Annotated in this window: 25 protein-coding genes and 1 tRNA gene; 4 read left to right on the top strand and 22 right to left on the bottom strand. The window is 42.9% G+C overall.

Annotated elements, in window-relative coordinates:
- Window positions 1–58: 58 nt before the first annotated feature.
- Entirely contained in the window at window positions 59–730 is a 672-nt protein-coding gene (locus J5X94_RS11715; protein ID WP_210541379.1) for a phosphoribosylanthranilate isomerase, read from the bottom strand.
- A gap of 171 nt (window positions 731–901) precedes the next feature.
- Between J5X94_RS11715 and J5X94_RS11710 the strand changes: the two genes are divergently transcribed.
- Window positions 902–2536 (top strand): cryptochrome/photolyase family protein, encoded by a 1635-nt coding sequence (locus J5X94_RS11710; protein WP_210541378.1) that lies wholly within the window; start codon window positions 902–904, stop codon window positions 2534–2536.
- Window positions 2537–2618: 82 nt separating this feature from the next.
- Here the strand turns inward: J5X94_RS11710 and J5X94_RS11705 are convergent, their stop codons facing one another.
- Both J5X94_RS11705 and J5X94_RS11700 read right to left on the bottom strand, forming a co-directional pair.
- Window positions 2619–2843: a hypothetical protein gene (locus J5X94_RS11705; protein WP_210541377.1), complete on the bottom strand. Its 225-nt coding sequence runs from the start codon at window positions 2841–2843 to the stop codon at window positions 2619–2621.
- 295 nt (window positions 2844–3138) lie between these two features.
- Window positions 3139–3906, bottom strand: a complete 768-nt coding sequence (locus J5X94_RS11700; protein ID WP_210541376.1) for a DUF4230 domain-containing protein — start codon at window positions 3904–3906, stop codon at window positions 3139–3141.
- Window positions 3907–4520: 614 nt separating this feature from the next.
- Between J5X94_RS11700 and J5X94_RS11695 the strand changes: the two genes are divergently transcribed.
- The gene (locus J5X94_RS11695; RefSeq protein WP_010196605.1) at window positions 4521–6239 is read left to right on the top strand and encodes a proline--tRNA ligase; all 1719 of its coding nucleotides are present in this window, start codon (window positions 4521–4523) and stop codon (window positions 6237–6239) included.
- 87 nt (window positions 6240–6326) lie between these two features.
- On the opposite strand, the gene J5X94_RS11690 is transcribed toward J5X94_RS11695, so the two are convergent.
- The 8 genes from J5X94_RS11690 to J5X94_RS11655 all read right to left on the bottom strand — a co-directional run bounded on the left by J5X94_RS11690 (window position 6327) and on the right by J5X94_RS11655 (window position 12751).
- Window positions 6327–6728, bottom strand: a complete 402-nt coding sequence (locus J5X94_RS11690; protein WP_210541375.1) for a lysozyme inhibitor LprI family protein — start codon at window positions 6726–6728, stop codon at window positions 6327–6329.
- An 84-nt stretch (window positions 6729–6812) separates the two neighbouring features.
- Window positions 6813–7688, bottom strand: a complete 876-nt coding sequence (gene queF / locus J5X94_RS11685) for an NADPH-dependent 7-cyano-7-deazaguanine reductase QueF (RefSeq protein ID WP_210541374.1) — start codon at window positions 7686–7688, stop codon at window positions 6813–6815.
- 63 nt (window positions 7689–7751) lie between these two features.
- Entirely contained in the window at window positions 7752–8591 is an 840-nt protein-coding gene (locus J5X94_RS11680) for a hypothetical protein (protein WP_210541373.1), read from the bottom strand.
- 27 nt (window positions 8592–8618) lie between these two features.
- Window positions 8619–9188, bottom strand: a complete 570-nt coding sequence (locus J5X94_RS11675; RefSeq protein ID WP_210541372.1) for a hypothetical protein — start codon at window positions 9186–9188, stop codon at window positions 8619–8621.
- Window positions 9151–9570 (bottom strand): hypothetical protein, encoded by a 420-nt coding sequence (locus tag J5X94_RS11670; protein WP_210541371.1) that lies wholly within the window; start codon window positions 9568–9570, stop codon window positions 9151–9153. The genes J5X94_RS11675 and J5X94_RS11670 overlap by 38 nt, the downstream gene beginning before the upstream one ends.
- A gap of 305 nt (window positions 9571–9875) precedes the next feature.
- Window positions 9876–10649, bottom strand: coding sequence for an ABC transporter permease (locus J5X94_RS11665; protein ID WP_189586377.1), 774 nt, complete (start codon window positions 10647–10649; stop codon window positions 9876–9878).
- A 32-nt stretch (window positions 10650–10681) separates the two neighbouring features.
- Complete coding sequence (locus J5X94_RS11660; RefSeq protein WP_189586204.1) at window positions 10682–11644, bottom strand: ABC transporter ATP-binding protein; 963 nt, start codon at window positions 11642–11644, stop codon at window positions 10682–10684.
- A gap of 426 nt (window positions 11645–12070) precedes the next feature.
- Window positions 12071–12751 carry a c-type cytochrome gene (locus tag J5X94_RS11655; RefSeq protein ID WP_194621045.1) on the bottom strand — a complete coding sequence of 227 codons (681 nt, stop codon included), beginning with the start codon at window positions 12749–12751 and terminating at the stop codon, window positions 12071–12073.
- A 363-nt stretch (window positions 12752–13114) separates the two neighbouring features.
- Between J5X94_RS11655 and J5X94_RS11650 the strand changes: the two genes are divergently transcribed.
- Window positions 13115–13191: transfer RNA gene (locus J5X94_RS11650), tRNA-Arg, on the top strand.
- Window positions 13192–13959: 768 nt separating this feature from the next.
- On the opposite strand, the gene J5X94_RS11645 is transcribed toward J5X94_RS11650, so the two are convergent.
- Complete coding sequence (locus J5X94_RS11645) at window positions 13960–14274, bottom strand: DUF6122 family protein (protein ID WP_228293250.1); 315 nt, start codon at window positions 14272–14274, stop codon at window positions 13960–13962.
- 360 nt (window positions 14275–14634) lie between these two features.
- Here J5X94_RS11645 and J5X94_RS11640 point away from each other — a divergent pair, with 360 nt between their 5' ends.
- On the top strand, window positions 14635–15021 hold the full coding sequence (locus tag J5X94_RS11640) for a hypothetical protein (protein ID WP_228293249.1): 387 nt from the start codon (window positions 14635–14637) through the stop codon (window positions 15019–15021).
- Window positions 15022–15069: 48 nt separating this feature from the next.
- Here the strand turns inward: J5X94_RS11640 and J5X94_RS11635 are convergent, their stop codons facing one another.
- The 10 genes from J5X94_RS11635 to J5X94_RS11590 form a co-directional block, all read right to left on the bottom strand.
- Window positions 15070–16362, bottom strand: a complete 1293-nt coding sequence (locus tag J5X94_RS11635; protein ID WP_210541370.1) for a hypothetical protein — start codon at window positions 16360–16362, stop codon at window positions 15070–15072.
- A gap of 147 nt (window positions 16363–16509) precedes the next feature.
- Window positions 16510–17346: a twin-arginine translocase subunit TatC gene (tatC, locus tag J5X94_RS11630; RefSeq protein WP_194621048.1), complete on the bottom strand. Its 837-nt coding sequence runs from the start codon at window positions 17344–17346 to the stop codon at window positions 16510–16512.
- The gene (gene tatB / locus J5X94_RS11625) at window positions 17343–17729 is read right to left on the bottom strand and encodes a Sec-independent protein translocase protein TatB (RefSeq protein WP_194621049.1); all 387 of its coding nucleotides are present in this window, start codon (window positions 17727–17729) and stop codon (window positions 17343–17345) included. Before tatB ends, tatC begins: the two co-directional genes overlap by 4 nt.
- Window positions 17730–17784: 55 nt before the next feature.
- Window positions 17785–18069 (bottom strand): Sec-independent protein translocase subunit TatA, encoded by a 285-nt coding sequence (gene tatA / locus J5X94_RS11620; RefSeq protein WP_194621050.1) that lies wholly within the window; start codon window positions 18067–18069, stop codon window positions 17785–17787.
- A gap of 77 nt (window positions 18070–18146) precedes the next feature.
- Complete coding sequence (locus tag J5X94_RS11615) at window positions 18147–20822, bottom strand: copper-transporting P-type ATPase (protein WP_228293248.1); 2676 nt, start codon at window positions 20820–20822, stop codon at window positions 18147–18149.
- A gap of 140 nt (window positions 20823–20962) precedes the next feature.
- The gene (locus J5X94_RS11610; RefSeq protein WP_210541369.1) at window positions 20963–21241 is read right to left on the bottom strand and encodes a DUF5676 family membrane protein; all 279 of its coding nucleotides are present in this window, start codon (window positions 21239–21241) and stop codon (window positions 20963–20965) included.
- Window positions 21242–21354: 113 nt separating this feature from the next.
- A complete protein-coding gene (locus J5X94_RS14050) occupies window positions 21355–22008 on the bottom strand; it encodes an isoprenylcysteine carboxylmethyltransferase family protein (protein WP_323128909.1) in 654 nt (217 codons plus the stop codon).
- On the bottom strand, window positions 22005–22154 hold the full coding sequence (locus J5X94_RS11600; protein WP_210541368.1) for a hypothetical protein: 150 nt from the start codon (window positions 22152–22154) through the stop codon (window positions 22005–22007). The genes J5X94_RS14050 and J5X94_RS11600 overlap by 4 nt, the downstream gene beginning before the upstream one ends.
- A gap of 30 nt (window positions 22155–22184) precedes the next feature.
- The gene (locus J5X94_RS11595; protein ID WP_210541367.1) at window positions 22185–23528 is read right to left on the bottom strand and encodes an APC family permease; all 1344 of its coding nucleotides are present in this window, start codon (window positions 23526–23528) and stop codon (window positions 22185–22187) included.
- Between the two features lie 144 nt (window positions 23529–23672).
- On the bottom strand, window positions 23673–23816 hold a 144-nt coding region (locus tag J5X94_RS11590), incomplete at its 5' end, for a DUF305 domain-containing protein (protein ID WP_210541411.1).

Below are 23816 nucleotides of genomic sequence, written 5' to 3'. Positions count from 1 at the left end.
ATTTAAGCAGAAAATCGGAATAACGACCAAATAAGGATAAAGGTGCTTTATGAATCGCTTAGATGGTGTCAGTGACCGTCACGCTTTGCCATCGATCGCGTTTGACCGCTTTCATAAAGGCGCGCATTTTGGCAGCATCTTTTTTACCTTTAGCTGCCTCGATGCCACCGCTGACATCAACGGCGTAAATGGGCAGCGCTGTCGTCGCAGCGACGTTTTGGGCATCAAGACCGCCTGCTAAGACAATCGGTAACGAGCTATGGTGAGGAATAAGGCTCCAATCAAAGCGCGCACCCGTACCGCCATATTTATGCTGATGATAAGCATCGAGCAAAATACTACTCGCCCCTGCCGCTGCAAAGCTATCAATACACGCGCTCACGCTAGCAAGGGTGTCTTGCTCCGCATTGATGCGTAAGGCTTTTATCCAGCGTTTATTGACCGCATTTGCCAGTTGTTGGCACTGCTCAGGGCTTTCATCACCGTGGAATTGAATGATATCAAATGCGACATTATCAGCTAGTTCAACCAGCGCTTCGTGTGACATATTAACCACCAAGGCGACGACGCTGACAAAGGCAGGAACGGCGGTGCTTAAGGTTTTGGCTTGTTCAATAGTCACAGCACGCGGACTAGGCGGATAGAATACCAAGCCGACCGCATCTACACCCAATTGGGTGGCGGTATGAATATCAGCTACGTCGGTAAACCCGCAAAACTTCACGTGCATGGTGTGACCTTAAAATACAGCAGCCATATATTGGCTGTCATAGCGATTAAGCATAAAATGATGAGGATTTGTTACTCAATGAGTAAATCAATTGCATCCAAAAACTTATCCTAGCATACTTTTATTCATAGTTTTGTTTATGATTGCGATTGATTAATATGAGGATACTTAATGTCTAACACAACGGCGGCAACTACCAATACCATTGATAACAACGATGACAATAACAATGATAATACCAGCACTAGCCCCGCCCATTATTTGATGTGGTTTCGCCGTGATCTACGCCTACATGACAACACTGCTTTAGCAGCGCTTTGTGAGCGTGCCCATGATAATGACGCATCAGTAAGCGCTGTATTTTTCCTCACGCCTGAGCAATGGCAAACGCACGATATGTCATTGGTTCAACTCGATCATATCGCCCGTACCTTGCCTATATTGGCAAATGACTTGCACAAACAATTAAATATCACCTTGCATGTACAAGTTTGCGACAGTTTCTCTGATTGTGCGAATTCATTAAACGCCTTATGTGCAGCCAATAATATTAGCTGCGTCATGTCCAATCGTGAATATGAGGGTAATGAGATTGAACGCGATGAACAAGTGAATAAGCTGCTTGCAAAAAACGACATCGAGTTTATACGCTGGCATGATCAATGCATTTTACCACCGAAAAGCATCACCACCAATGACGATAGTATGTATCAGGTATTTACCCCATTTTATAAAAAGTGGCGGCATACCTTGGAAGTTAGCAACATACAACTGCATAAAGCTTTAGCAATCGATAGTGATATCGATAGCAACAAGGCTGCTTTGAAAATCTCAAAAAAGGCAGCAAACACCGTTGACGCGATAGAAGCATTAGGCCAAAAAGTGGTTGAGGACTATCAACAGTCGTTAGCAGATAATACCCAGCTCAGTCATATTGATAGTGAGGCACAGCTTACTAACGCACGTGACGCCTATCCTGCTGGAGAAGTGGCGGCTTGTCACCGCTTAGATCAATTCGTTGCGGATGATATTCATAACTACGATGTGAGCCGCGATGTGCCAAGCTTGCATGCCACCAGTCAATTATCAGCGTATTTGACGATTGGAGTCATCAGTCCCAGACTTTGCTACTTGCAAGCGGCTAAAGCACAAGAACAACTGCATGGTAACGATGGCGACAATGAAGATATTAACCGCTGGATCAGTGAGCTGGCGTGGCGAGACTTTTATCGTCATGTATTAGCGGATAAACCAAAGCTTATTCAGCATCAGGCTTATAAACATGAGACCGATATTAAGATTAATTGGTCGTATCATCAAGAAGATTTTGATGCGTGGTGTACGGGCAGGACTGGTGTGCCCTTAGTCGATGCCGCGATGCGTTGCTTAAATGCGACAGGGTTTATGCACAATCGCTTGCGCATGGTCACCGCGATGTTTTTGACCAAAGACTTATTGATTGATTGGCGGTGGGGCGAGCGTTATTTTATGCAGCAGCTGATAGACGGCGACTTTGCCTCAAATAATGGCGGCTGGCAATGGAGCGCCTCGACCGGTACGGACTCTGCACCCTACTTCCGTATTATGAATCCTTTTAGCCAAGCCAAAACGCATGACCCTGATGGGGAATTTATAAAGGAATGGTTACCTGAATTAAAGGATATGCCTGCCAGCACCTTGCATAGCGAAGACAAAATACGTAAAGCTATCAACACCGACGATATGTTTGGGAAGGTAGATTACCCCGCACCAATGGTCGAACACAAAGCGGTACGGCAACTGGCGATTGCTGAATTTAAAAAATAATGAAGCACGGCATCATAGGGAGACGAATATTCATAGAATAAGGTCTATTGGCTAAAAAACACTTGACTGACTAACCGCTTCGCTACTTAACTTCCGTCATAGTGCTTTCGGGAACATCAACATTGTGAGTGTTATTGGGCGTCTCTACTGTTTTTATTAGAATGCTATACAAAGCAAATGCTAATAAGGTGAAGCTGATAATTAACAATATCCATGTCGCAAACGGAAGTCTTTCTGTCAGCTTGAGGTTTTTATTCGATTTATCGCGCTTATCATTAGTAGCAGGTTGATTATTGAAAATTGTCATATGCATCACCTCTTATATTATATGAGTTTTCTTATCATCAATATTTATAAGACTGGTATAAATTTTTCTAGGACGTGTCATCATTTAGACGTAGGCTTTGAAAAATCGATTTCAGTAGTACTTTATTCTTTTTTTAGAATAAATTCATTATATACCACTATGATAGCGTGGTTATCGATAATTTTAAACTAAAAATATTAGGGCGTGTCCTCAATCTGAATGGAAGCAACTAAGTGGGCTAAAAATGAAGAGATGCCTTGACTAGAGCCCTCAATAAGCATTTGGGTCTCAAAATCTACGACGTACTTACTGGCAATTGACACGCGCCTGCCCCTTGAGTAGTAACCGTCACAATTGCACCTGTCAACGCAAACAGTTGCTGCAACTGCGTTTGGGCGTTCTGTAGTGCCATATTCATGACATCACCACGGCAGGCACGTTCAAGCACTTCTTTTTTCGCCATACTTTGTGCTTGGTCAAATATTTTAGGATCCACTTGCATCATGCCAAAAGCCCCTGTCTGCCAATCATAAATCTCGATATCATCCAAATAGACTGAAAATATCTCTGAAGGCGGCAAAGTAATATTAATCTGCGGCATCATAGAAGCTGGAGTAGCTGATGTATTGTTATCGCCTTCCTGTACCTCCTCTAGTCTGGCATTAATTTGCGCTGTAGTAGGTGGTATCACTTGCACCATTCCAGGCGTCAATGCACTCAGATCAATCCCTGCCTCTACGCGACCACGGGCGATAAACAAGCCCTTTTGCTCATCTTGCCATAACTTCATCCAGCTCCCTGGACGCTGGCTTGTGATGACAGTATCTACGCTAAAGGCGACCGTTTGTAGGCGATTGAGCTGCTGAATCTTCGTGACCACACCCTCACGAGTGATGGTCTCTATCGGCGCTTCTTCAGTTATATTTTGCGCAGTATAAATAGCAAAAACGAGCGCTGCCAAACCAAAAAACAATACAATCCACGACATTGTGGCGATGGGTTTTTTGCCTTGTGGATTGGTCTTATTAGCATTAACAGAAGATCGATTATCAGGACGGTTCATATAAGCACCTTTAAAGTTTCATCGTTTATTTTTATAACTACATACTTTTAGGACTACACAGTCAGGACTATACAAAAGATCACGTCCTAAATGATAAATGCTATTTTTGAGCAACGACTTCAAGTAATAACTACCAATCCTCTACATAATTTTTAATGAATACCTCTATGTAAAGCACGATATCTTTCCACACATTTCCACACAAATGCCTTTAGAATCAGTAAATCATCGAGTTACTGTGGTGATATTTACCTGTTTACGTCACGTTCGGCCTGAAAAAACAAAAAGTCATTGCGTCTTAGGCAAACTTTACCTAACATAGTCAGATTGCATGAACAAAAATGTCAGCATATATTTATTTTTCGGGCTTCTAGCCTGAAAATTGGTGTTTGAATAGCCCGATATATTGATGCATAAATTAAAAACTTCCCCTGCTGTATGCAGGAAGTAGTTACTGAAGTATTTTTTGTGAAATCATCCTTTAGCTAGGCGATGTCCTAGCCTATTACCAAGTAATAAAGGTAAGCTTGCGGCGGTTCTGAAACTCTCAGCCACACGCTCAACATCCTACTATTTCTTATTTTTTTTATCGTTGATAAGGTTACGCTTTATTTATGAAAGCCAGTCAATTTTTGTTTGCCACTCTAAAAGAAACCCCTAGTGATGCTGATATCGCCTCTAGCCAATTGATGGTGCGCGCCGGTCTTATTCGCAAAATCGCTTCTGGACTATATATTTGGTTGCCCATGGGGCTGCGCATCTTACAAAAAGTCGAACGTATTGTTCGTGAAGAGATGCAAAATGTCGGTGCACAAGAAGTGCTCATGCCAATGACTCAGCCAGCAGAACTCTGGCAAACGACCGGACGTTTTGATGATTACGGTCCTGAGCTGTTGCGCTTTAAAGACCGCCATGATCGCGATTTTGTGCTTGGTCCAACCCATGAAGAAGTCATCACCAATCTTGCCCAAGGCGAACTACGTAGTTATAAACAGCTACCGATTACCTTCTTTCAGATTCAAGGTAAATTTCGTGATGAGATTCGTCCACGTTTTGGCGTGATGCGTGCGCGTGAGTTCACCATGAAAGATGCTTATTCATTTCATGTTGATCAGGCCTCATTGGCTAAAACTTATCATGATATGTATGACGCTTATACGCGTATCTTTACCCGCTTGGGCTTAGATTTCCGTGCAGTACAAGCGGACACAGGCTCTATCGGTGGTTTTGCCTCGCATGAATTCCATGTCTTGGCAGACAGTGGCGAAGATGATATTGCATTCTCAGACTCATCTGACTATGCAGCCAACGTTGAACTAGCAGAATCTGTCAGCACTGCTGAGCGTCAGCCGCCTAAGATGGCACGTGAAGACGTCTTAACCGAAGATATGACCAGCTGTAAAATGGTTGCAGAACACTTAGACATCCCATTATCAACCACGGTTAAAACCTTAATCGTCCATGGTCATACCGAAGACGATGAGCCACAGCTGATTGCGATTGTGCTGCGCGGTGATCATCAATTAAACACCATCAAAGCAGAAAAAATCGAAGAAGCCAACGTGCCGTTGACGCTAGCTTCTGATGAAGAACTGAAAGCAGCTGGTCTGCATAAAGGTTATATTGGTGTTGACTTAGATATGCCTGTGTTTGTCGATCGCTCGGCAGCAGCCTTGTCAGACTTTGTCACTGGTGCGAATGAAGTTAACAAGCACACTATTGGTATGAATTGGGCACGAGATACCCGTCTCACCCGCATCGTCGATGTTCGAAATGTCCAAGAAGGCGACCCTTCTCCTGACGGTAAAGGTAGCCTAAAAATCAAACGCGGTATCGAAGTGGGTCATATCTTCCAACTGGGTGATAAGTATTCACAAGCGATGAACTGCAAGGTTTCAGGTGAAGATGGCAAGCCAGTTACCCTAATGATGGGTTGCTACGGTATTGGTGTTAGTCGCATCATCGCCGCTGCAATCGAGCAGAACAACGATGAAAACGGTATCATGTGGCCAAAAACGCCGACTGTTTCTGACTCGATTGCGCCTTTTGAAGTCGCTATCATACCGATGAAGTCAAAAGAAGAAACCGTCATGCAAACCGCTACTGCGCTGTATGAAGAGCTAAAGTCTCAAGGTGTCAATGTGTTGCTCGACGATCGTAACGAGCGTCCAGGTGTTAAGTTTGCTGATCTTGAATTGATTGGTATTCCGCATCGTATCGTGGTCTCTGACCGCAATCTTGCTGAAGACAAATACGAGTACGTCAATCGCCGTGAAGCAGAAAAGCAAATGCTTAGCCGTGAAGAAGTCATAGCAAAAGTAAGCGGCAAATAGTCTGATTAGCACAGACTGTGCCATAAAAAGCGCCTATCTCAATTAATGAGATAGGCGCTTTTTTTACTTATAAAAAAATGAAAATTGTTATTTGATATTATATTTTTTAGCAATCGCCTTACTACGTTTCTGACTCTCATTAGCAGTACAGACATTCGCGTTAATCTGGGCGTACACCACAGAATTATTCATTGGACCTTCGTATTCAAAGTCACACTTATCATTACGATTCTTTAACCATATACGCTGCTCTTTATCCAACTGCTCTTTTTGTGTCGTATTCAAAGTACGGTAAGCACTCATATAAATTTTATTAAGACGATTTTTTTCGACTATAATTGCATCGTTACCACAATCATAAGCCACTTCCATATAAGCGTCTTCACAGTTATATTGATTTTCGATAAACTCCGCTTGTGCCGATTGCATGAGAGAAACAGACAAAGCAGCTGCCGCTAGCGCCGTCAAAAAACCAGTTGCATCTTTCATCTCGACCTCCCAAGCAAAGCAAAATAACATTTGCCTATATAAGTATATAAACGGATTTGATGAATATTAGCAAGCACTCTTAGTCTACTGACGAATTAAGCGGCTTGGCTTCGGCAATAAGCTGATATCACTCACGCGACAAGGGTTGATATCGATACCGCCTCGGCGCGTATACCACGCACGAACCATCAGCTCGCTTGGCTCATAGTACTGACTCAAATCAGCAAATATCTGCTCGACACATTGCTCATGAAAGCCATTGTGCTGACGGAAACTTAAAATATAACGCAGCATTGCAGCTTCGTCGACTGTCTTATCACTGATAATCGAAACCGCAAGCGTGCCCCAATCGGGCTGATTGGTCACCGGACAATTACTACGCAATAGATTTGAATAAAAATTGTAGGACTGAGAGCGTTCTATTTCTAAACTAACATTCGTTTCAGCGTTACTCAATAACGAGGCATCGGGATGCTCGCATAATGCGACTTTATCACTACTACCTGCTAAGGCATCATCGATACAAACACCTTCAGGCTGAGCAATCAATAAGCCTGTTGCTTTATCATTCAGGTCATCATTTAGACCAAACAACTCAACTTGTACGTCTGCTTGCACGCAGGCGGATAAATCTTTAGCAATCAGCGTCTGCACCTCTACCCAATTAGTAAATTCAGTAAAGTTGATACTGTTTAGATATAGCTTGAGTGATTTTGACTCGACGATAAATGGAGAACTAGCGGGTATACTAAGGCGCGCGATGGCAACCTGTGAAATACCTTGCTGGTTAAGCCAAGACATCTCGAATGCCTGCCACCAATCGACGCCAACCATCAACTTATCGTCTTGCCAGCCAATAGCAGCGCGCCCCATACTGCGGGCAATAGGATACAAGGTTTCTGGACTATACTCAGTTGGATAGTCGGTGGTTTGCTCACCTAAAATACCGTGGATACTCATAAATCACTTACCTTTCATACTTAAATATAATGAAACAGAAACACGTTATTTTACAGCAATGGGCTATTTTATGGGAATCATTTGCCAGTCTGAGGTAGGCTCTGTCTTCACATAATTAAATCGTACTCGATAAGCAATAGTGTCATGCTCATTCATCTTAAAATAAAAATCTACTAATAAGCTATCATTGGTAACCCATTCAAGATTTGCATTATAAGGCATGGGACTATACTTACGACTGTCATAAAACTTGAAGTGTTGCCGAAATTTATCGTAATCTATATTGTTTTTATCATACTGATAGCTACCGTACTTGTCTTTTTTCCAAATGATAACCTCTTCTTCACCTGGAAACTCAACTTTAACCGTGGCTGCATAAGTCATATCTGGTGAAAATGTCAAATGCGATCCTTCAAACTCTTGTATAGAACCGGTGTTTAGATTAATCAATACTGTGTTATTAGTTTCATAGACTTGTCCAGATAGGTAAAGCCAGTTTTTATCCTTATCGTAGCGATTTATGAGATAAACATATCTAAGGCCATCCCCGTCTTCGTCTTGTACAGGCTTATCGGTCAATATGATAGGCGCTTCATGATTGGGTATCGTAATAGTGGTCTGGTTTAGCTGACGAGAAACATATTTTGATAATTGTAGTTTTTCGATGAGATTTTGATTATAAATCATCGCACTCTGATCCAAGCAATCTCGATGTTTCAGCTCATTTTTACTATTACAAGTCTCACCCAAGTTAGGATAAATAGGGGCGTCTATGACCTCCCAAACATAATCATCCATTGTTGCTTTGGGTAATTTTGCTTGCGCTGACACTGATAGCACTAAAAGTAATGTACTCGCCATACAAATACGGGTTAATTTAACGACTGTTTGAACTGCTTGCATATGAGAGTCAGACCTTTTTATCATTGCTTAATTATTAGTATCGTTATCAGGTAAAACTCTTTGCCATGTACCCTCTCTATCATCTATCGCATAAATATAACGCGCTCTAAACGCTACGGTATCTGTTGGATTCACCCTATCAAAGAAATCAACATTGATTTTATTATCGGCTGTCCAACTAATATCTCGTGCTTCGTATACTTCATGCTTTTTACTGTTATCATAATTTTGCTCATATAGTTCATTGCTACCAAATACCCTTGTATAGCGTCCATCATTGCTATTTTTTTGACGTTCCCATATTACGATGTCTTTAGTCATATCTTGCCTACCATTAAACCCCACAATATGAGTCATATCGTCTGAAAACATAAGGTCAGTAGCGTAGAGCTCTTGCCAATGTCCTGTATTTAAATCGACGATAATGGTGGACTGTGTCTCATACAAGGTACGTAGTAACTGCAACAGATGATGTGATTTATCATAATCCTGCAATTGATAATGAGCCCTATACTCTTCTTCAAACGGTTCAAGATAATCCTTAAATACCAATGGCTGCTTATGATGGGGTGTACGGATATAAATAGTAGCCCTCATAGTAACCACTTTGTCGCTCCAAAATATTGACATGTTCCGTCGCTCCCAACTCACTTTCAAAACCGACTATGTATCTCATATCAGGAGAGACACTTAGCTTTCTGAGACTAAAATCTTGCCAAAATCCAGTAGCCAAATTAACTACTGTCAAGCTCTCTCCTTCATAAAAGCTTTGATGTATTGTTAGTAATTTCCGTGATTTATCGTAGTCTTGTAGAGAATAATAAGGATTAAAATCCTCCTCATAAGGACTGGAATAATCAACAAATACTAGTGGTTTTTTACGATTAGCGACTTTAATATAAATTGCATTTCGCTCTCTAATTACTTTATCGCTGATACCCCATTGCTTACTAAACGCATTATCTGCATCTTCCCTCAAGTTATACAGGCAGTTTTGTAAAGCATCATAAGTTTCATAGTTGTAGTCATTATGGCAATTATACTTATACGATGCAGGGTCTCAAGGCGTCTTCATGACGACCCAATCATAATCATCCATTGTCGCAAATGGGGCTGCGATGGCAATGCTTGTAATTGTACTCAATAACGTGGCTGTAAAAGCCTTACTCATACTTCTTACAGAAATTTTAAGCATAAAAAAGAGCCCAACAATATTAGGCTCTTATGATAAGGTTATCAGTCTATTGATTACAAGCTATCTATGACAAGTGATGGCTATCATATTTACAATCGCACACGCGAGCCATCACTGAGCAGACGATACGAGATGATATAAAACACCACGCAGAATACAAAAATCGCGGCCATTGAATACCAGACATTGACATCAGAATACCCTAAAATCCCGTAGCGAAACGAGTTTACCATATAGACAATGGGATTGAGTAAGGAGACGGTTTGCCAAAATGTTGATAACCCTTCCATTGAGTAAAACACCCCACCCAAAAAGGTTAAAGGGGTTAATACAAAGCTCGGAATAATAGAAATATCATCAAATGAGCGGGCAAAGACGGCGTTAATAAAGCCGCCAAGCGAAAAGAGTATCGAAGTGCCAAGCACAGTAAATACCGTCACAAATAAATGCTCAATGCCAAGATCCGTAAAAAACAGCGCGACGATGGAGACGATAATAGCAATGGCCAAGCCGCGGAAGATACCACCGCTGACATAACCCATCAAGATAGCGTGCTTAGAGACAGGAGAAACCAACAGCTCCTCAATACTCGAAGTAAACTTGGCACTAAAAAAGCTGGAGACCACATTAGAGTAACTATTGGTAATCACCGCCATCATAATAAGACCAGGAACGATGAATTGCATATAAGGCACACCGCCCATCTCGCCCACTCTATCGCCTATCATCCTACCGAAGATAACAAAGTATAACGTCATAGTAATCACGGGTGGCAATAAAGTCTGTGGCCAAATACGTAAAATACGGCGCACTTCTTTTAGCAAAATCGTCTGAAAAGCAATCCATTTTTTGGACCATGACATGCTGTCATTAGGGTCTACTACTATTTTCTGATTCATAGTCCTGACTCCTTCATACTGTCTCCATTCTGGATATTTTTGTCGACAAGGCGCATAAACAACTCTTCTAACCGATTGGATTTATTACGCATACTAGCAATCGTAATACCTTGCTCAGACAATTGCGCAAACACGCCATTCAATGACTCACCTTCTGTTAAGGTCACTTCAAGCGTAAAATCGTCTGGCTGCGTCACTTCGGTGACACCTGTTAATTGTAACGGATGCTCAAGCGGAGTAGAAATATCAAAGACAAAGGTCTCAACCGATAACTGCGCGAGCAAATCCTTCATATCCGTATTAATTCGAATCTCACCATGGTCTAAAATAGCGATACGCTTACAGAGCTGCTCTGCCTCTTCAAGATAATGAGTGGTCAGAATAATCGTGGTGTTCTCTTCGATATTAATCTGCTGCATAAACTCCCACATAGAACGGCGCAGCTCAATATCTACCCCTGCGGTTGGTTCATCGAGAATCAATAGTTTAGGCTTGTGGATCAACGCTCGGGCAATCATCAAACGACGTTTCATACCACCTGACAGCTCGCGTGACATACTGTCGCGCTTGTCCCATAAACCAAGCGCGGTCAATAGTCTCTCGGCCCGAGGTTTTGCTTCTTTGGCAGAAATACCAAAATAGCCTGCTTGTGTAATCAGAATATCTTCGACTTTTTCGAACATATTAAAGTTAAACTCTTGCGGTACTACGCCAAGATACTGCTTAGCAACCGAAGGGTTCTCTAACAAGTCATTGCCAAAAATATGCACACTGCCTGTTGTGGGCTTAAAAAGTGAGCTGATGATGCCAATCATTGTTGATTTACCCGCCCCGTTGGGACCAAGTAACGCAAAGAATCCACCTTGTGGTACTGTGAGATCTACTCCCTTCAATGCCGAAAAGCCATTGTCATAAGTCTTGGATAAATTTTTTATCGTAAGCGCTGGTGCCTCAGACATGCAAACCTCTTTATTTGTTATAAATTTATGTGGAAATTGACTATTAAAATACTAGGGCGTGGCATCATTTAGATCGTGCGGCTTAAAATGAGAAATACTGCTGCTAAATAAGAAGGAAATCGCCGTAGATATGAATATATTGACAACATTTCTGACAGTGTTTAACAGGCTTTAGTTATTTTAAGACCAGCAAATGTATAAATACGCTAATTGATGACAGGCCCTAATATTTGGAAGAGACAATCTAATGTCTTAAGGTGAGGCTATTAGCAACGAATTTCAACTGTGTTCTATTAGAAGCACCATATTAATAATACTCATCATTAAAAAAGCGCCTACCTCATTAAATGAAATAAGCGCTTAGTCAATGCGTATCTTAAAAGCTTAGTAAGCTATTCATCACGGTCAGTAATGGCTGAGCAATAATTAGCTGGCTTCACCAACCATATAATCTACCGCATTCTGAACTTCTTCATCAGGGATATCCGCACCACCTTTAGCAGGCATCGCGTTGAAGCCATTGATCGCATGGGTATATAGAGTATCTTTACCTTTTGCTATACGTGGTCCCCAAGCCCCTGCATCCCCTAACATAGGTGAACCAAGTAAACCTGAAGCATGACAAGTCTGACATACGGCATTGTATACTGCTTTGCCATCGCGAGGGCCATCACCTGCCGAAGGACCTGATGAGCGTGCCGTTACATCACAAACCTCATCGTCTTCGAAACATACTGTAGCGACAGGCTGAATACGAGCAATCAAGTTAGGATACAAAGCAATGAGCTTTTGTACTTGCGGCGTATCTTGTGGAATGGGTTCTTCATCCGCCGCAGGCGCTGCTGCTGCCACTTCTTCCGTTGCCGCAGCGTCATCTGTAGTACCGTCTGCTTGCCCGCTCGCATCGACCGCAGCAGTGTCATCTGTAGTATCGGCGGCAGCTTGGGTATCATCACCTAACTGTTGTGGCGCGTTTTCGACCACATCTTGCGCTTCTGCTACATCAGAGACAGTTACAGGTGTGCCTGCAACATCTTCCGCTTGGCTCACCGCGATACTAGCAATTCCTAGAATGGCAGCTGCCGATAACATCACTACTTTTCTCATTCGTCACGTTCTCTTATTACAGATACAAGGGCTCGCATGATTTGGACATTCTGTTTATCCTCCTTCGACGACAAACATTTCGTCATCAATAGCAAACAGCCATCCCGTCAGCGCGCGCACTTGTAATCGGTGATTATAAATATGAATTTTCCCTGACATTATAAGGGAAAAGACGGGCAAATTGCCATGCTTGTTTACTGACTATCCTGTTTTTTCTTAAAAAACGTCAATAGCGGGCTTCGCTCATTGGCTTTCTGGCTTTTATTTGTTAGACTAGGCGGTCTTTATTTTTCGACAGACTGCCCTGCCAATAATACTCAATTAAACGCAGTATTGAGCAACCTAGCAGTCAACTCGTATTATGCGCTCGTAGCTCAGTTGGATAGAGTATCGGTCTCCGAAGCCGAGGGTCGTGGGTTCGATTCCCGCCGAGCGCACCACTATTTATAGCTTAAGTTTTGTTCAAATTTCGCCTCAAGCATTATATTGTTTGAGGCTTTTTTATGTCTGAATTTTAGATCAAGCCTTTTATTTATAAGGGCTGGCTATTTTATACATATAAAAACATAAGAGACAGTCCACTCTTTAATAATGAATGAGCTATGAGTTTGTGTGCATGCCTTCCACCTGTCAATCGATTTGCCAGCAGTTAAACTATAGGTAGCTTATTTCCCTTATCTTGATCAGTGTAGATAACAACGCAACTAACAACCTTTGATGACTGCTCCTCTACCGTATGGTAGCCTAGCTTATCTAGTATACCCACGTCTCTTGCATAACCACTTATCTGTCTAATATCATCAATGATATAGCTTAAATTCCTTTCTTGTTGATAAAGAGACTATATTTTATTAAATAACGTCGCCGATCTGCTTGATACAACACGTGGCACATTGAATAGTCATACTAAACTGCAGAAGTAGCGGTTAGTTCTTGCCGCTATACCTGATTAGAAACAGAGCTATCTCACTAAGCTTAGAGTAACAAGCTAGACAAACTCAATCCTCGAATTGGAACACAAGCTGTCTAATGCGAAGACTTATTCAGGATTGGATAGCGATATATCTACTTCTAGGAGTCATTAAAGAGATGATTTGTGAGAGAGGTACAAAGGGATGTAGTCCCAACCGTATTAAAACTTAATAGCTCTGCCTAACCATGCTACCAACTCAAGGGCAGGAGCCTCACTCAAGCACTGTGGACAATCATTATGCAGTCATTATGCAGTCATTTAAATCAGTCAACATATGCAGTAATAATCCTAAACCAATTACCTTATAGGGCTTTGGTAAAAACAACATGCCCGCATATACTGCCATCGCATAATAAGTATGTAGCGGATGGAAATTAATACTACAGCGATTGGGCGAAAAGATAGGTGTCGCTAGCAGATGATCTAAATCAACTAGCATGGTTGCTAATAGAATCAAATAAACTCGCTTATAGTCACTACGAAAAAACATATAGGCGATGATCAACGGCATGCCAAAATGTAGAAAATAATGGATAACGGTTTGACTCATCGCTTTTTCCGAACTAAGAGGGTGTTTTAAAAAGTGTTCTAAGAGTATCATACACGATCTGAGGTATACCTTCACACCTGAAAGACAAGCGCGAATCCACCACCTGGTGTACGGAAGTTAGTCACCTGACCTTGATAAACACGCGCAGCAGGCAACATACTAATCTGCCGTTGGGAGACGCCAGTAAGCGGCGTTTCGGTCTAGTAATAACGAACGAGTAAACATAGAACTGCATTTATTGCTATGGCTATTTTTGGAGGAATGATGACTCTTGTAAGCCAATCCCGCCGAGCAGCAACATCAGCTGTGCTTGCCCTAATGATATGGTGCGTAGGTTTCTTTCTCCATTTTTTTTGGGAGATGGCACAGGTACCGTTCTTCTCCGGTATGGCCGAAGCGAGACACTGGGACGTGGTTTGGCTTTGTACGCGTGCGACCGTCGGTGATGCCAATATTGCTTTTGGCGCTTACGTGCTTGCGGCATTGTTTGTAAAAGATTGGCTCTGGATTGCAAAGCCGTGGCGTCTGTCGACTTTATCGATATACCTTGCCGTTGGCCTGACCATAACAATACTCTTTGAATACTGGGCAACTGGCGCTGGCCAAAGGTGGAATTATAGTGGGCTGATGCCTGATGTTCCGTTACTAAGCATAGGTGCGTTGCCGCTCGTTCAGTGGGTGGTCATTCCGATACTGTTAATCTACACTGTCAAATGGATGTTCTTAGGTTGGCAGATATCCAAGTAATAGAGGTTAGCATTAAAGGCAGTTGGTGCTATTTAGTTCACTACACCATTACACTTGGAAAACAGGCGCAAATCCACCCCCTGGTGTACGAAAATTAGTCACCTGACCTTGATAGATACGCCCAGCAGTTAGTAACAGCTGTCCTGCATAGGTATAGAGACGTATATCTACCTTTTTGGTCGTCACAACATCATCGATTTTTATTGATCGCTCTCCTGCAGGAACAAAGGTCTGTGCGATATAATCCTCATCCAGAATGTTCTCAAAAACGCGTCGAGTCAGCTTGCTACCGCGATAGACCCCTTTGCTTCCATGACCAGCAACTGGCTTAAAAAACAGCTGTCGCCGAGTACGCCACAACTCTGCTGCCTCGTCTTTTGATACAAGCTTAGTCTTTGGTACAGACTTTTCAAGGTACCTCGCTGCAGCCTCATCTAGTCCCCAAGCGCGCAATGTCTGCGGATCGGATAGTAAGGCTAAGTTACGCTTATTCGCAAATATAGCATGCACATGGGGATTGGGTGTCACCACCACAGCATCCTCTAGATAGGCACTTTTAAGCACGGCGTGATTAGGGTTTTCAAATGCAAAGTCGACCAACCGATTATAGATCATATCAATGGGCTTACCATGCGCTGTCAGCTTGCCATCAACATAGTTAAGTTCAGACGGATCAAGTATAACAGTATCAATGCCCTTAGCTTGAAGTAGTCGGCAAGCCAGCTGAAACTCTAAATACATGAACTGGCTTTTGGGATCATTATCGATAATAGCTATGCGATTAGGCATGGCAGTAGCCGATTGTCGCTGCCACTCTTGTATTAACATGTTAGTGACGGCTTCTTCAAACCCATCAAGCATTTTAGTAGTCTCAGCACTTTGCTCGGAAGGGTGGCAGCATTGTTTTTGTGCGCGGGCAAGTGCTACGTTTAAAAATGCGCCTCCAGCGTTAGTATTGATCTCAATAAGTTGAGGGCCATCGCTACCTAAGTGAAAGTCATAACCCATAAAGGCTCCTATTGGCCCTGGATCGAAAGCAGCAATTTTGGGTGCCCATGACAATACTTGCTGTTGGTAAGATGGAAGTTTAGCAGCCGACTCAATAGCTGCGACGATTCGCACCATTGTCTCTATCTCTGTTTTAGGGACAAACACCGGTGTTGCTGAAAAAATCTTATTAAGCTCATTAGCTCCTATTGGGTTGTCTCTAGTGTCTGACAATTGATTTTGAAGGATAATATTAAGTACTTTACGATCTAAAGTACGGCAATAGCACTCTTTATTAAGTTGATCTGCAAGATTGTCATTCACTTTATCTTGGTTATTGCTTAGGTGTTCCATTTAAATCTCATTACTAAGTTTAGTGGGTATGCTGATAAGGTTTAGAAGACAGCCAAAGTAAAAAAGGTATTTGAAATGTTTAAGATAAGGTTGTTTTTATAGTTGTTTTATAAAATAGTCATTGTGCGCTATAGCTATTTTGCGAGGTTAGACAGTTTTATGTTCTTCTTTGATTAACATTTTTGCTAAAAACAAACCTAACTCGAACAGTAGCCACATCGGAATCGCTAGCAATAGCATAGATATGCCGTCAGGCGGTGTTACTACCGCTGCAACCGCAAAGCAGCCGACAATAATATAACGACGCTTGTCTGCTAAATTCTGAGTAGAAACGATTCCAACCATTATCAGTAGTAAGGTAACCACTGGAATCTCAAAAGTCAGTCCAAACACCATAAACAACTTGAGGGCAAAGCTCAGATAACTATCAATATCGGTCATCGGTATAACGTTCTGCGGCGCGAATAGGATAAAAAATTTCAATACACCTTTGAGCACGACAAAGTAGGCAAAAGCAACCCCCGTATAAAATAGAAATATCGAAGACAACAGCACAGGAATAGCAATTTTCTTCTCTTTTTTATATAAGCCAGAAGCTATAAATGACCAAATTTGATACAAGATATAAGGCATTGCTAAAAATGCGGCGACGAATATCGTTAAGCGAATGGGAGCCATAAAGTTTGACGTTATATCAGTGGCAATCATGGTCGAATTGATGGGTAACTGAGCCACTAATGGGTCTGATAAAAGATTATAAAGCTCGCGTGAAAATCCTACCAATACTAAGAATATAATTAAGACGGCCACGCATATTTTGATGAGATGCTTGCGCAGCTCTATTAAATGTTCGGTAATAGGCATATCACTGAGCGTACCTAACCTATCTCCAGACTCATTATTCTGTGTTGTATCTGTTGGCGCCTCAAGTTCCGTAGCAGCGATTTTTTCTTGTCGACTTTTTCGCTTTTCAAATAGGCTCACTGATCCGCCTCCTGTTTAATGAACGAGGAGGAAGTATTCGGTTGATGCTCTTTATCATAAGAGGTGATTGGTTGATGTGAAGCATCTAAGCTTTGGTTCTGCGAGTCTTCAAACTTTTGCATACTACCGCGCATCTCTGCTAGTTCACGCTTCATATCTGACTCAGTCTGACGAATTTTTGCAAGCTCATTTTGCATTTGTTGGCGCGTTTCAGCCAGATCAAGCTCAGCTTCTATTTCAGACTGTAGAGTGGATACTGTACGGCGCAGTTTGGCATACCATTGCCCAGCCGTACGCGCGGCCTGCGGCAGTTTTTCTGGGCCCAATACGATTAAGGCTATGACGCCAAACAAGAGTAACTCGGAAAATCCGATATCAAACATAACAGTCACATATATTAAAAGACTATTTAGTGCCGCTAATTATAAGCGGCTCGCTTCATACTTTGTGCTGATCATCAGTGGTGACAGGGCTGATTTCTGTACCATCAGCCTGAGCCCCTACCTGCGTATTTAAATCATTACTTGTAGCTGGCGTACTATTTTCATGGTCAAGTGAACGATTATTGCGAGCACGCTCGGTTTCTTCATCTTTGACTGCTTCTTTAAAACCCTTTACTGCACCGCCTAAATCTTTACCAGCATTTTTAAGCTTAGCGGTGCCAAATACGACCACCACCACAACCAATAAAATCAGCCAATGTGTAATAGAAAAACTACCCATAACGATATCCTTATTTTTAAATTCTAATAAAACCCGTATTGGGCATTACGTTTTGACAATTTTTCCTAACATTCATATCACAAGTCTAACCTACGTAGTCTAAGCGCGTTAACAATCACCGAGAATGACGACAAGCTCATAGCTGCCGCTGCTATCATTGGACTAAGTAGAAGCCCAAATACGGGATAGAGCACACCTGCGGCAATTGGGACACCAAGTGCATTGTAAATAAAGGCAAAAAACAGGTTCTGTCTGATATTGCGCATGGTGGCGTGGCTAAGCTTATAAGCTTTAGCAATACCCATTAAATCACCTTTTAGCAGGGTAATACCCGCACTCTCCATCGCCACATCTGTTCCTGTACCCATAGCGATACCAACATTCGCCTGCGCTAGTGCGGGCGCATCGTTGATACCGTCACCTGCCATTGCTACCAATTTACCGCTATCTTGCATCTCTTTGACGATACGGTTTTTGTCCTCTGGTGAGACGTCGGCATGGACTTCATCGATACCTAATTTATTGGCGACTGCCTGCGCGGTTTTTTCGTTATCACCCGTTAGCATGACGACTTTTAGTCCCGCGTCATGAAGCAGTGAAATAGCCTCTTTGGTGCTTGGTTTAATAGGGTCAGCAACTGAAATAATACCAGCAGCTTTACCATCTATAGCCACAAACATTACCGTTTCACCGTCTTTTCTACGGACATCAGCTTTAATGGACAGCTCATTATCAAAACTATTTAGGCTTTCCATAAGCTTAGAGTTACCAATAGCGACGTTCTTACCATCGACCACGGCTTGTACGCCTTCGCCAGTAGTCGAATTAAAGTCAGTAGCTTTAGGAATAATGAGTGATCTTTCTTGAGCCGCTCTAACGATAGCTTCTGCCAAAGGATGCTCGCTGGCACTTTCTACTGCGGCTACCAATGCGAGGAACTCGTCTTCATCTTGACCTACCTGCGCGTCAATTGCAGTAAGCTCGGGCTTACCAGCGGTCAATGTTCCGGTCTTGTCGACGACAATAGTATCGACTTTTTCCATACTCTCTAACGCTTCAGCATTTTTGATGAGGACGCCGTTTTGTGCGCCTTTGCCAGTACCAACCATGATTGACATCGGCGTCGCCAGACCAAGGGCACAAGGACAAGCAATAATCAGTACCGCAATCGCATTAACCAAAGCATAAGCCATAGCGGGCTCAGGGCCGAATATCGCCCAGACAATAAAGGTAATGACGGAGCAGATAAGCACAATCGGTACGAACCACCCAGCTACCTTATCTACCAATTTCTGTATAGGTGCGCGGCTACGCTGAGCTTCAGCAACCATTTGTACAATTTTGGATAATACCGAATCTGCTCCAACATTGACCGCTTCGATCAATAGTGTTCCGGTGCCATTCACCGTACCGCCAGTGACTGTATCTCCTTGTGCTTTTGATACAGGGATTGGCTCACCCGTTACCATTGATTCATCAACATTACTATTGCCATCGATCACTGTACCATCTACGGGTAGTTTCTCACCCGGTTTAACCCGTAGCTTATCGCCAGTGACGACCTCATCAAGCGAGACTTCGACTTCGTTGCCATTTTCATCGACACGTCTTGCAGTCGGCGGTGCGAGCTCAAGCAATGCTCGAATCGCGCCTGAAGTTTGACTTCTGGCTTTGAGCTCTAATACTTGACCCAAAAGTACTAAGGTTACAATGACAGCTGCCGCTTCGTAATACACACCGACTTGACCATTAGCGTCTCTGAAACTGTCTGGGAAAATATTGGGAAAAAAGGTCGCGACAATACTAAAAATATAAGCAGCACCTACGCCTATCGCAATCAAAGTAAACATATTGAGATTGCGGCTTTTTATAGACTGCCAACCACGGACAAAAAACGGGGCGGCGCCCCAAAGCACGACAGGGGTCGCAAGCACTAACTCAGCCCATTGTAAGATCTGTGATGAGATACCATACTGACTGAAATTAACTACGTTTACGTCAAACATACCGCTCATCACATATATTAATAGCGGTACAGTCAGTACTATACAAACCCAGAATCGACGAGTCATATCATCGAGCTCTGAGGTATCTTCTTCACCGATAGTAAGCGTTTCAGGCTCAAGTGCCATGCCGCATATTGGACAGCCACTATTCTCAACATCTCTGACTTCAGGGTGCATAGGACAGGTGTAGACCGTGCCATCATAATCAGCAGGAACTTTGTCGTATTTACCGCCTTTGATAGATTTTACATCAGTGCTGTTAGAAGTATCCGCTCCATGACCATGACAACTTGCATGACTGTCTTCATCAACAACCTCGTCTTCAGGTTTAAGGAACATGCCGCATATCGGACAATCGCTCTTTTCAGTATCCCTGACCTCAGGATGCATCGGGCAGGTATAAACGGTTCCGCTATAATTTTCTGGTACTTTATCGTACTTACTATCTTCAGTAGAATGGGCATCGGTATTTGACGCGCTATGGCAGCTTGCATGGTCATCTTTCATTGCTACCATCTCGGCAACAGTGTCTTCAGGTTTAAGAGACATTTTGCATATCGGACAATTACTCTTTTCAGTATCCCTGACCTCAGGATGCATAGGACAGGTATAAACGGTTCCGCTATAGCCAGTTGGCACCTTATCGTAAGTGGTATCTTTATTAGGTTCTATGCCTGTATTCACTGTACCGTCACAGCAATCATGGTCTTCGCTGTTCGAAGTATTTTTTGTCGTATCGTGTTTCATGACTATGTTCCCGTTATTGATTGCAATGATAGTTTAGGGCTAAGTCGCCAGCTTTTGATCCCATCCAAGATTGGCGCACTATTCGTCGTTCTCAGCATAGCTGACCTATCTGAGCCGAAGATTCAATGGCTACGCTAAACTCATCGTGCTTTGGCAAACCAGCGATATAGCGGTACAAACACAATCGCGAAATACCAACCATAAAGATAGGATTCAACAAATCCAATTAGGAAACCTGACCATGTCAGCCATTCAAAACCAGGTAGCAGCGGTGCCCAAGCCTCATGCATACTTATCTGCTCAGGTGCGAGTAGGCCAAAGCCTATGCACAAGAGATAGCTGATGAGCAGAAACAGAGACACACTGTTGCCCACAGAGCCAATTCCTAAAGTATTCGCTTTTGAATTCACTTCGTTCATCTTGACTCTCCTTAGTTTTGCAAAACACATTCCATGCTAGCTCACCGACCGTTTGATTATCTATTTCAACTATAAACACTTGGTGTGAGTTAAATTTTCATGCTGAATTGACATCACTTTTTAACTTGTGAGGCGGCAGCCAGCTGGCGCCAACGTCCCCAACGGGGGATGAACATCGGCACTTGCCGTTTATAGGCAAGGTAGTCTTCACCAAATGTTTCGAGCATATGTTGTTCCTCACGTCGAGCGAGCCATGTATACACTAGTATGATCACTGGAAATAGAATGATTGAGAATAGCGTTGGCCAATGCACTACGCCTTCCCCAAATAGCGCAATAAACAGCCCAGTGTACTGGGGATGTCGCACGTAGGCATAAAGTCCTTCAGTCATTAGGCGATTTTCGACCCGTGCTTTATGGACTTGGCGCCAACCTTGAGCAAAAAGACCAACTCCTAAAAATGCAATAGCATAGCCAAGTAGCATTGAGATCATCATGCCCGTCTCACCTAGACCAACAAGAGTTGACCATAAACTGGCACTGACATATTCGCTATCCAAACCAAAGAAACGGATCAATAAATAAATGGTGAGCGGAAAGCCATACATCTCTGCGTAGAGCGCAATAATAAAAGCCTGAACTACGCCGGCTCCAGCCCATTCACGCCAGTTCTTCGGTGCGAAATAACGGTAAAAGAACCAAGAAATCAAAACAATAACAATTAGCGCGATGCCCCAGGCGCCAGCGTGTTCAAATAGTTCATTCACAACGCGTTTTCCCTGCTTTCTTTGCGCAAATATTTCAGAATTGCCATAATAGCCAACACGAGCACGGTGAGAAACAGTACAGCAAATAGCATACAGATAATCACACCGCCCCAGCCCATGCCTTGCATCATTGTTTCATTCATCATAGCATATCCCTACAGCTAGTAATGTTATTGTCAATGCTGGTGTGCAAGCGCATCATTTTCTATAGCCTTTTTCCTTGCTGACGACTTGAGGTAAATCTGCTCAGCCACAGCAATCACTATAATAGTGACAATTGCCACGCCAATCACAAATGGATCTGAATTCAGTTTAATCCAGACAAAGCCCCCGAGAACCAAAAGATCAAGAAGTATGGCCACTGCCGGTACCCATATCACAGCTTTCACATCTTGCCGAAGGTATCGCAGAACACCCCAATGAATGGCGATATCCATGATTAGATAAAAAACAATCCCAAGCGCTGCAATCCGTGACAAATCAAACAATGTCGTGAAAGCCAATCCTAGAACTACGGTGTAGACGAGCGTGTGTTTTTGAACGCTTCCTGGTATCCCTAAATGACGATGGGGTACTAGCTTCATTTCGGTCAACATAGCAAGCATCCGCGATACTGCAAAGATACTAGCAAGGAGACCGCCAGCGGTAGCTACCATTGCGATTACCACTGTGAACCACAGACCATAATCGCCAAGCGCTGGCCGTGCGGCAGCAGCCAAGGAATAGTCTTTGGTTTCAATAATTTCGGCAAGAGATAGATTGCTTGCTACAGCGAAACCCACAAGTGTATAAATCACTACGCAGATTGCAATCGAAATAACGATAGCCCGACCAACATTACGATGTGGATCTTTTACCTCTGAGCCACTATTAGCTATTGTGGTAAAGCCCTTAAATGCCAGTATACCTAGCGCCGTTGCGCCAAGAAAATTACCAACGGTACTCGCATCGCCTAAAGTAGAAGAGTCAACTGCAAGACTATCGGCCAGCCATACACCTACCAATCCAAAAACGAGAATACCGACAATCTTTAGGATACCGATAAAGGAGGCGACCCCTTGGATCCAACGATTACTGAGTAGGTTAATTAGAAATGCGGCAAGAATAAGTGCTGCGCCAAGGACGGACACCATACGGCCACTATCATCACCACCGAACAGCTGCATCGTATATGACCCGAACGTCCGAGCCAGAAAGCTCTGTGCAATAACCATAGAAAAATACATCAGTAAGGCGTTAAACCCGGTTGGCAAACGATCTCCGTATGCCTGATGCAAGTACATCGCAACACCACCAGCTGACGGATAGGCGTTAGATATTTTGATATAGGAATAGGCACTAAAAGAAACAACGATTGCAGCAGCCAAAAAAGCCAATGGGAAAAGCGAACCTGTCATCTGAGCCATCTGCCCAGTCAATGCAAAAATACCGGCGCCAATCATGACACCGGTACCTAGCATAACTGTGCCTGATAAGGTTAGGCTATCTTGCTGATAACGAGTCGTTCTGTTTTGTTCCATGCCTATTAATCCTTTCACTACCTTTTTGACTAGTAGGATTTTGAATCTGCGGTGGATGAGAACTTTGAGTGAAGGGACCTACATGAGTACTGTAACCATTCGATAGATTACTATTTCCTTAGTTTAAAACACTCTTATAATCTTTTACTCTAGATCTGTGATAAGCGCTTGCATCTCAGCGATTTCACGCTTTTGCGCTTTTATAATATCATCAGCAAGCTTTTGTACACGCGGATCTTCAATATCAGCGCGGCTACTGGTTAAAATAGCAATCGAGTGATGCGGTAT

Origin of the sequence: Psychrobacter sp. K31L (assembly GCF_017942195.1) — a bacterium.
Lineage (GTDB): Bacteria > Pseudomonadota > Gammaproteobacteria > Pseudomonadales > Moraxellaceae > Psychrobacter > Psychrobacter glaciei.
The sequence above is the reverse complement of the archived record's forward strand: the minus strand, read 5'-3'. Positions and strand labels throughout refer to the sequence as shown.